9 protein-coding genes are annotated in these 8,663 nt (G+C 72.6%); 5 read left to right on the top strand and 4 right to left on the bottom strand.

The window, feature by feature from the left end; genetic code table 11:
- Positions 1 to 21: 21 nt before the first annotated feature.
- The 3 genes from ACFU7Y_RS33765 to ACFU7Y_RS33755 form a co-directional block, all read right to left on the bottom strand.
- The gene (locus tag ACFU7Y_RS33765) at positions 22 to 252 is read right to left on the bottom strand and encodes a 4Fe-4S domain-containing protein (RefSeq protein WP_308020328.1); all 231 of its coding nucleotides are present in this window, start codon (positions 250 to 252) and stop codon (positions 22 to 24) included.
- On the bottom strand, positions 249 to 1,457 hold the full coding sequence (locus ACFU7Y_RS33760; protein ID WP_380770650.1) for a cytochrome P450: 1,209 nt from the start codon (positions 1,455 to 1,457) through the stop codon (positions 249 to 251). The genes ACFU7Y_RS33765 and ACFU7Y_RS33760 overlap by 4 nt, the downstream gene beginning before the upstream one ends.
- A 260-nt stretch (positions 1,458 to 1,717) precedes the next feature.
- The gene (locus ACFU7Y_RS33755) at positions 1,718 to 3,289 is read right to left on the bottom strand and encodes an FAD-dependent monooxygenase (RefSeq protein WP_380770649.1); all 1,572 of its coding nucleotides are present in this window, start codon (positions 3,287 to 3,289) and stop codon (positions 1,718 to 1,720) included.
- Positions 3,290 to 3,347: 58 nt separating this feature from the next.
- Here ACFU7Y_RS33755 and ACFU7Y_RS33750 point away from each other — a divergent pair, with 58 nt between their 5' ends.
- The 4 genes from ACFU7Y_RS33750 (at position 3,348) to ACFU7Y_RS33735 (ending at position 6,621) form a co-directional block, all read left to right on the top strand.
- On the top strand, positions 3,348 to 3,989 hold the full coding sequence (locus ACFU7Y_RS33750) for a TetR/AcrR family transcriptional regulator C-terminal domain-containing protein (RefSeq protein WP_380770648.1): 642 nt from the start codon (positions 3,348 to 3,350) through the stop codon (positions 3,987 to 3,989).
- A 406-nt stretch (positions 3,990 to 4,395) separates the two neighbouring features.
- On the top strand, positions 4,396 to 4,527 hold the full coding sequence (locus tag ACFU7Y_RS33745) for a hypothetical protein (protein ID WP_331768627.1): 132 nt from the start codon (positions 4,396 to 4,398) through the stop codon (positions 4,525 to 4,527).
- Positions 4,524 to 5,675 (top strand): protein-L-isoaspartate(D-aspartate) O-methyltransferase, encoded by a 1,152-nt coding sequence (locus ACFU7Y_RS33740; protein ID WP_380770647.1) that lies wholly within the window; start codon positions 4,524 to 4,526, stop codon positions 5,673 to 5,675. The genes ACFU7Y_RS33745 and ACFU7Y_RS33740 overlap by 4 nt, the downstream gene beginning before the upstream one ends.
- Before the next feature lie 118 nt (positions 5,676 to 5,793).
- Entirely contained in the window at positions 5,794 to 6,621 is an 828-nt protein-coding gene (locus tag ACFU7Y_RS33735) for a DUF1963 domain-containing protein (protein WP_380770646.1), read from the top strand.
- 564 nt (positions 6,622 to 7,185) lie between these two features.
- Here the strand turns inward: ACFU7Y_RS33735 and ACFU7Y_RS33730 are convergent.
- On the bottom strand, positions 7,186 to 7,935 hold the full coding sequence (locus ACFU7Y_RS33730; protein ID WP_224283859.1) for an SDR family NAD(P)-dependent oxidoreductase: 750 nt from the start codon (positions 7,933 to 7,935) through the stop codon (positions 7,186 to 7,188).
- A gap of 93 nt (positions 7,936 to 8,028) precedes the next feature.
- Between ACFU7Y_RS33730 and ACFU7Y_RS33725 the strand changes: the two genes are divergently transcribed.
- The gene (locus ACFU7Y_RS33725) at positions 8,029 to 8,436 is read left to right on the top strand and encodes a helix-turn-helix domain-containing protein (RefSeq protein ID WP_224283858.1); all 408 of its coding nucleotides are present in this window, start codon (positions 8,029 to 8,031) and stop codon (positions 8,434 to 8,436) included.
- Positions 8,437 to 8,663 lie beyond the last annotated feature (227 nt).

Here is an 8,663-nt window from a genome sequence, read left to right as displayed (position 1 = left end):
CGCCGACACCACCACCGGCAGCTAGCGCGCCGGATGCAACCGGAGCGCCGAGACCGGGCACCTGGCGGCGGCCTCGCGGGCCTGTTCCGCCGCCCGCCCGACGGGCTCGGCAGCGAGCACGACGACCTGCCCGGCCTCGTCCTGGTCGAACACCGACGGCGCGGTCACCGCGCACTGCCCCGACGACACGCACCGCGAGGTGTCCGCCATCACCCGCGCGGCGGGCTGCTCGCGCCGCTGCTCCCCGTTCACCACAGGACCGGCACCTCGCCGATGCCGCCCGCCAGCCGTTCGGAACGGTCGCGCAGGCTGCGCGCGTCCACCGCGAGCCGCAGGCCGGGGAAGCGCCGGAACAGCGCGGTCAGCGCGATCCGCATCTCGGTGCGTGCCAGCGCGTTGCCGATGCAGTAGTGGCCGCCGTGCCCGAAGGCGAGGTGCGCGTTGGGGGAACGCGACGGGTCGAAGGTGTCCGGCTCCTCGAACGCCCGCCCGTCCCGGTTCGCCGCGTTGATCGCCACCAGCACCGCCTCGCCCTGCGCGACCGCCGCCCCCGCGACGGTGACGTCCTCGCGGGCGTAGCGGGTCAGGCCCAGAGCGCCGGGCGCAGCCATCCGCAGGACCTCCTCCACCGTGGCGCGGGCCGACCCCTCGGGGTCGGCGGCGAAGCGGTCCCGCCGGCCGGTGTCGCTCAGCAGGAACAGGACCCCCAGGTCGATCCGGGTCGACGTCGTCTCGTGGCCCGCGAACAGCAGCCCCACCGCCAGGCGGGTCATCTCCTCCTCGGTGAACGAGGGGTCCTGCGCCTGCACGGCCAGGATGTCACTGATCACGTCCTGCCCCGGCTGCTCGCGCTTCTCCTCGGCGATGGCGGCCACGTACGCCTCGAACTCGGCCATGGCCGCGGCACCGTCGGCCCCGCCGTACAGCGCGGCGATCCGCTCCGACCAGCCGCGCAACAGATCCCGGTCCGCCACCGGAACGCCCAGCAACTCGCAGATCACCATCACCGGCAGCGGGAACGACAGGTGGTCGTGCAGGTTGACGGCGCGTTGCGGATCCCGAGAACGCTCCTCGTCCATCGCGTCCAGGCAGGATTCGGCGAGTTCCGCGATCCTCTCGCCCATCCGGCGCATCCGCGGCGCGCTGAACGCGGGCGCCAGCATCCGGCGCATCCGCGTGTGCTCGCGGTCCTCGTCCTCAGGGGTGACGGCGGGGCGTGTGTGCAGCGCCGAGGCCGAGATCCTCGGGGCGTCCTCGGTGTCGGGGCGCAGCCGGGAGAACCGGGGGTCGCTCAGGACCTCCCGGGCTTCCTCGTAACGGGTCACCAGCCAGGCCGGGTCGCCGGCGGGTGTCGTCACCCGCGTGATCGGGCCCTCCTCGCGCAGGCGCGCGAGCAGCGGCGCCAGGTCCAGGGCGTTGGGGCGCTCGAAGGGTAACTGCGGTGCGGGTGCGGTCATGGTCTCTCCTCACCGGCCGAAGGGCCACAAGAGCAGCGAACGCTTGGCGGAACCGCTCTCCCCTGCAGGTCCGGGCCAGGATAGGCGACATGGCGTTCCGGCCAGCAAGTGAGAGTCAGCTCTCTCTTAGTGGGAGAGTAACACTGTCGGCACGCACAGTCAGCCTCCCGGAAACTGCCGGGGCGCCGCCCGGCCGAACTCCGCCCGCGTCAGTGCCCCTTTCCGGTCCGGCTCCCCGGGGAGATCAACGGCGCCCGCTCCTACCGGCGGGCGAGCGTCGCCGCGACCGCGGTGCGGGCGGCTTCGCGGGGATCGGCGTCGGCGGACAGCCAGGCGAGGTGGCCGTCGGGGCGGACGAGGGCGGCGGTGACCCCGGACCAGGCGGGGCGGCGGCCGGCGGGAGGGGCGGTGTGGACGTCGAGGCCGGGCGTCACGTCGTGGGCCAGCGGCGCGAGCGGCGACGGGGCATCGGGGGCGGCGATCAGGTCCAGCAGGACGTAGCGGCCGCGGCGCAGCAGGGGCAGCAGCGTGCCGCCGCCGCGGACGGCGAGGTCGGGGGCGCGGGTCCCGGTGAGCGGGTGGGCGCCGGACGGTTCGGCGGGCGGGTAGTCGACGGCGAGTCCGGCGGCGCGCAGGGCCAGGGCGTCGGAGAACTCCGGCACCCCGCCGATGAGTTCGCCCAGCAGTTCCCGCATGGCGAGGTTCTCCGGGGCGTAGCTGGTCATCAGGCCGCTCTGCGCGCTGGTGCTGCGCAGCAGTTCGGCGCCGACCGGGTGGCGTTCGGTGTGGTAGCTGTCGAGCAGGCCGTCGGGGGCGGTGCCGGCGAGGGTCTGGGCGAGCTTCCAGCCGAGGTTGCCGGCGTCCTGCAGGCCGACGTTGAGGCCGGGGCCGCCGGCGGGGAAGTGGGTGTGCGCGGCGTCGCCGGCGAGCAGGACGCGGCCGTGGCGGTAGTGCTCGGCCTGGCGGGTGGCGTTGCCGAAGACGGAGATCCAGCGCGGGTCGCGCATGCCGAGGTCGGTGCCGGCGATCCGGCGCACCCGGGTGCGGAGTTCCTCGATGGTGGGGGCCTCGGGCGGTTCCTGGACGCTGTGCGCGTCGTTGCCGACCACCCGGTGGAGGCCGTCGGGCAGGGGGAAGACCATGACGGTGCCGTGCTCGTTGGAGCTGGAGTGCGCGGCGGGCGGTGCGTCGAGCGTGACGTCGGCCATCCAGGCCCATCGGGTGGCGGCCCTGCCGGGGAAGCCGATGCCTGCGGCGGCGCGTACGGTGCTGCGGCTACCGTCGCAGCCGACCAGGTAGGCCGCGCGTAGCTGCCGCTGCCCGGCGGGGGTGTCGACCTCGACGGTCACCGCGCCGTCGTGCTGGGTCAGACCGGTCACCCGGTGCTCGCGCAGCAGGCGGACGCCGACGGCCTCGGCGTGGGCGGCGATGAGTTCCTCGGTGCGGACCTGCGGCAGGACGAGGGTGAACGGGTAGGGCGTGTCCAGCCGGGAGAAGTCCATCCGGGTGGTGAGCGCGGCGAAGTGTCCGCTGGGCACCCGCAGTCCTTCGGCGAGGAAGGGCTCCACCAGCCCCCGGGCGGCGAGCAGTTCGAGGGTGCGCGGGTGGACGGTGAGGGCGCGGGAGTGCGGGTCGGGCTCGGCCCGGGTCTCCAGCACGGTCACGTCGACGCCGTGGAGCCGCAGTTCGCAGGCGAGCCAGAGCCCGACCGGTCCGCCTCCGGCGATGACGACCCCGTGCGCGGTGTCCGGTGCGGTGGCGTGTGCGGCAGTGGCGTGTGTGGTGGCGTGTGTGGTGGTGGTGCGTGCGGTGGTGTGCGTTCCTTCGGGCATGACGAAGCTCCCCTTCTTGGTCAATGACCAATAGCGATGCCTCCAGTAGACTAGGTCAGTGACCAAGAAGCAAACCCCCGCCGCCCCGCGGACCCGGCTCGACCCGGCCGCCGTCGTGCGCGCAGCGCTCGAACTGCTCGACGAGAAAGGCGCCGACGCCGTCTCCCTGCGCGGCACGGCCGAACGCCTCGGCGTACGGATGAACACCGTGCTGTGGCACGCCAAGACCAAGGCCCGGCTGCTGGAGCTGATGGCCGAGGCGATCGTCGCCGAGGTCCCGCTCACCGACCTGCCCGCGGCCCCGGACGAGCGCGTGCGCGACCTGGCCCGCCGATACCGCCGCAGCCTGCTCGCCCACCGCGACGGCGCGGCCGTCGTCGCTGGCACCTACGCCGCCGAGCCCGCGACCCTCGCCTTCGCCGAGCACGTCATGGCGGCCCTGCTCGGCGCCGGACTCGACGAACGCCGCTCCGCCTGGACGTTCTGGAGCATCCAGTACCTGACGCTCGGCCTGACGCAGGAGCAGCAGGCCCTCACCGCCTCCGGCGAGGAACACACCCTCGGCCCCGCTCTCGCCGCCGGAAGCTACCCCGCGCTCGACCGGGTGGTGCCACACCTGGAGGACACGGCGTTCGACGAACGCTTCGAGTTCGGCCTCGACCAGCTGCTGCGCCCCCTCGGGCCGACCGGCGAGGCATGACGGGGAGGCGGAACAGATCGGGAGGTGGAGTGGACGGGGAGGCGGCAGGCGCGAGACGCCGGGAAGCCGCCCGTCGATCTGCCGCGCAGGACGGCGGCAGGCGGAGAGGACGGCGAAGCAGGCCAGGCCGGGCCGCTGTCGCACACGACGCAGCTTGCGGTGCATTCTCACCGTCGCGGCGCCGATGACCAGGGCGCGCATCAGCGCCCGGGTGGCGCCGTGGACGGCGGCGACGGTGGTGCACCCGACGGTGACCAGGGCGCCGATCTGCAGGCGGTCCTCGGTGACGTCCTTGAGCGGCTGAGGAGTTCCGGCGCTTGGGAGCACGGCCCACTTCACGTAAGGTGCCTGGTCGACTACGCTCTGCTCCGAAAGCTTCGGAGTGAGGGCAGGAGGAGGAACCACTGTGGGCGACGAGAACAAGGGCGGCCCGAACGACGGAAAGGGCGGCGCCCACGCCAAGCCCGGCGGCCCGCAGATCGGCCCGAAGCCGAACCCCGACGGACAGGGCCCGACTCCCGACCCGAAGCACAAGTGACGGCGGTCGCCGACGCCCGGGTCCGGCTGACAGACCGGCTGGAGGCCTCGGGCGCGCTGGCCCCCGACTGGCGCCAGGCCTTCCTCGACGTCGGCCGCCACCTGTTCCTCCCGGACGTCTTCTGGGCGGACACCAGCGAGGGCTACGAACGCTGCGACCGCGCGGAGAGCCCCGAGAGGTGGCTGCAACTCGCGTACTCCGACACGGCGATCGTGACGCAGTGGGACGACGGTGGGGACGGCGGACAGCGGGAGCCGACGTCGTCGGTCTCCATGCCGACGATGGTGGCCTCCATGCTGCGCGACCTGGACGTCCACGAAGGCCACAAGGTCTGGGAGGGCGGCACCGGCCCCGGCTGGAACGCCGCACTGCTGGCCCGGCGCCAGGGCGCGCACAGCGTGGTGACCGTGGAACTGGACCCGGCGATCGCCGCCCGGGCCGCCGCCAACTTCCGGGCCCTCGACGCCGTACCGACCGCGGTGGTGGGAGACGCGGAACACGGATACCTGCCGGGAGCCCCGTACGACCGGGGGATTCTCACCTGCGCGGTACGGGAGGTCCCCCCGGCCGTGATCGGGCAGATCCGCCCACAGGGCGTACTGGTGCTGCCCTTCGCGCCGCTCTTCGGGGGCGGAGCGGTCGCCCGCCTGACCGTTTCCGGCGCCACCGCCACGGGCCCGTTCACCGGTTCCTCGGCGTTCATGCGCATGCGGCAGCAGCGCTACCAGGCCCCGTCCGTCGACGACTACCTGCCCGGCGACTGGCCCGGCGACGCCTCACAGGAGTACACGACTCTCAGCCCGTTCAAGGTCGTTGACGACTGGCTGGCGTCCTTCGTCGTGGGCCTGGCCGTACCCGACGTGTACTACCGGCGCAGCGACGGCGACGACATGACCAGCCTGTGGCTGTTCGACACCGGCGTCACGTCCTGGGCGACGGTGGACTTCGTGGACGGCGCGAGCCGGTACGAGGTTCGCCAGTCGGGTCCTCGTCGGATGTGGTCGGAGGTCGAGGAGATCCACCGGTGGTGGGAGAAGGAAGGCCGTCCGGGATTCGGGCGGTTCGGCCTGACCGTCGACGGGGGTGAGCACCGGGCATGGCTGGACGAGCCGGCCAACCTGCTGCCGCCCGTGCGGGGGCGAGGCTGACCTCCACCATGCCGTCCCGTGTGCCCGCCGCGACGACATGGACGGCCAGGAACAGGCCGAGGGCGCCGGCACCTGACGGCCTTCCGTTCGTGTCGGAGCCGGGTGGCAGGATCGGCGCATGTCTGACACCTACGCATGGACGCCGTACGACCCCGAGAAGCACGCCGACCTGCCAGGCCCGCCTGGTCTGCCGGTGCCGTACGGGCTCTACGCGGCCCTGCGCGAGCAGGTGGGCGGGGATCGCACCGCACGCGTCGCCGAACTGCTTCGGCCCTCGCTGGAGCTGCGCCCGGACGTCCCCGAGGACGCGCCCGGCTGGACGCCGGTCGGCCGGACGGGCGGACCCGCCGCACTGCCCGAGGACGTCGACTGGCCCGGGGGCGACCGCTACCCGATGGAACTGCTCGCCCAACTCGACTGCGCCCGGCTGGCGGCGGCCTTCCGGGCTGGGAGGAGCGGCAGGCCCTGGCCGCTGCCGGCCGACGGGCTGCTGCTGTTCTTCCACGACCTGTTCCCCGCCGATCCCGACGGGGAGAGCTGCGTCGTGCTGCACGTCCCGTCCGGCACACCGGAGCGTCCCGCTCCACCGGACCCGGACGGCCTGGAGCCACTGCCCGCCCGGCCGGTCCGGGCACGCTGGGCCCTGTCGGCGCCCTCGTACCTGGATGAGGAGCTCAGGGAGGTCTTCGCAGACGACTACCTGGACGCCATGGGCGTCTCGGACGCCTGCCGCGAGCACCTGGGCAGCGCCGACATCCGGCTCCTCGGATGGTGCGACAGCCACAACACCACCCGGCCCGACGGGCACCGGCCACTGCTGCAGGTCGAGGGCTCGGCGGCGGACGCGAGCTGGGGCGAACTCGTCAACGTCTCGGTCTGGATCACCGAGGAGGACCTGGCCGCTGGCCGCTTCGACCGGGTGCGCCACGGGGCGGAGGTCGCCTGAACCGCGCCCGAGCGCGAACGGCAGGGCGAGCCGGGCTGGGCCCGGCAGCAAGGGCACGGGTGGTGCTCGACGTCGTCGGATCTGGCACCCGAACTGGTCCTGCTGTTCAAGGCCAAGCACGTCCGCCGAAAGGACCAGACGGCCTTCGACACGGCCACGGTGCCCCCTGATCCTCGGTTCGGAGATCCCAGGGCGCGTTTCGAAAGTGCTGGTCACAGCCATTCGTTGATGGCTGTGACCAGCACCGTTGCTTCGTAGCGGACAGCGAGTTTGCAGTCTCGTGGCTACCGCGCGGTGGCGCTTGAGACGGTGGATCACCATCACGGTGCCGCCGAGGCCGATGCGGCGCCCGGCACTCACCCTTCGAGAACGGATCCGTCGCGACGGGCGACACCATCACGCCCGTCCTGGACCGGGTACCGCGAGGGCAATAGGGCCACCCGTCAGCTGCGCGAGCCACGCCGAGGCGGCCGCACGCACCTCCTGCGGGCGTTCACCGATCAGGCCGCGGGACGTGCCGACTGCAGGCATGCGGCGGAGCCGCTTGGCCGAACGGACGGGGCGTCAGCGCATGCCACCGGAAGCAAGGATGACATCCCCGGTGATCCAGCGCGCGTCGTCGGAAGCCAGGAAGGCCACCAGCGGGCCGTAGTCGTCCGGGGTGCCCGTACGGCCCAGCGGGGTACCGGCGATCGCCTGTGCTTCCTGAGCCGAGCCGGGGAATCCCATGGCCCTGGTGCCCTCGGTGTCCGACGGTCCGGGCATGATCGCGTTGACCCGGATACCGCGCGGGCCCAGCTCCTTGGCCGCCACGATGGTGAACGCGTTGACGGCGCTCTTGGACGCGACATAGAGCGAGGCGTACGGCGGGTGGGTAAGCGTGCCGGCCGTCGAGACGTTGATGATCGACGCGGCGCCGATGTCGTCCTGCGCGGCCAGGGCCTGCGTAGTGAGGATCGTACCCAGCAGGTTCGTGGTCATCTCGCGCTGGAACTCCTCTTCGGTGATGCCCGACAGCGGCGCGAAGGCGGCGACGGCCGCGTTGTTCACGAGCACGTCGACCGGTCCGTACTCCTCGCGCGCGCGATCGAACAGATGGCGCACGTCGTTGCCGCGGGCCACGTCCGCCCGGACCGCGATCGCCCGGCCGCCCTTGGCGGCGATGCCCGCGACGACCCGTTCGGCGCCCTTCGCATCCTCCCGGTAGTTCACCACGACGGCCGCGCCGGTCCCGGCCAGCGCCTGGGCGATCCCCGCACCGAGGCCCTTTGATGCGCCCGTGACGATCGCCGTACGTGCGTTGCTGCTGATCACAGTGACTCCTCGAACGTTGGTGCTTGTGGAAGTCACCGTAGGAAAGGCAATTACTATTGGGAAGTACCTACTTTTTTGTAAGCTCATGACGTGATGGAAACTCAGCAAGTCGCGACGGCCGCCCGACTCCTGGCCCACGACACCTTCGACAACAAGTGCGCGCTCAGGCCGATCATGGACCGGACGACAAGCCGCTGGGCGACGCTGATCATCTCGGCCCTCATCGCCGGCCCGCACCGCTTCGCGCAGCTGCACCAACGAGTCGGTGGCATCAGCCAGAAGATGCTGTCGCAAAACCTCAAGGCACTGGCCCGGGCCGGGCTCGTCGACCGCCATGTCGCGCCCACCACCCCGCCCCAGGTCACCTACAACCTGACGGCACTCGGGGTCAGCCTGGCCGGGCCGCTGACCGAACTCATCCAGTGGTTCGGCCGACACGGAGACGAGCTCCTCGCCGCCCAGGAGCACTACGACAGCCAGCAGGCGTCACCGCGCGCGTAGCGGGCCGCTCCCATGGGTCGGTTCGGGAGAGTCTTGCGGCAGTACCAGCCGCCCGAGCCGGAGAGCAGAGGTCCCGTCCACCGGCTCCAGGGCGCGGGCGAGGATGGCGGCGCGGGCCGGCAGTTCCCCACCCAGGGGCCCGGCGACCGGCCGCACCTGCCCCACGTGACCCGGTTGCACCCGACGGCCTGCGGCCTGCGGCCTGCGGCCCGGGCACGAAATCGGGC

This window comes from Kitasatospora sp. NPDC057542 (assembly GCF_042801945.1).
GTDB lineage: Bacteria > Actinomycetota > Actinomycetes > Streptomycetales > Streptomycetaceae > Kitasatospora.
This window is presented reverse-complemented; position numbering and strand designations above follow the sequence as displayed.

What these genes read in the sequence shown, in the direction of transcription:
- ACFU7Y_RS33760 (WP_380770650.1), bottom strand. Translation starts at nt 1,457, where the DNA reads ATGACCGCACCCGCACCGCAGTTACCCTTCGAGCGCCCCAACGCCCTG.
- ACFU7Y_RS33755 (WP_380770649.1), bottom strand. Translation starts at nt 3,289, where the DNA reads ATGCCCGAAGGAACGCACACCACCGCACGCACCACCACCACACACGCC.
- ACFU7Y_RS33735 (WP_380770646.1), top strand. Translation starts at nt 5,794, where the DNA reads ATGTCTGACACCTACGCATGGACGCCGTACGACCCCGAGAAGCACGCC.
- ACFU7Y_RS33725 (WP_224283858.1), top strand. Translation starts at nt 8,029, where the DNA reads ATGGAAACTCAGCAAGTCGCGACGGCCGCCCGACTCCTGGCCCACGAC.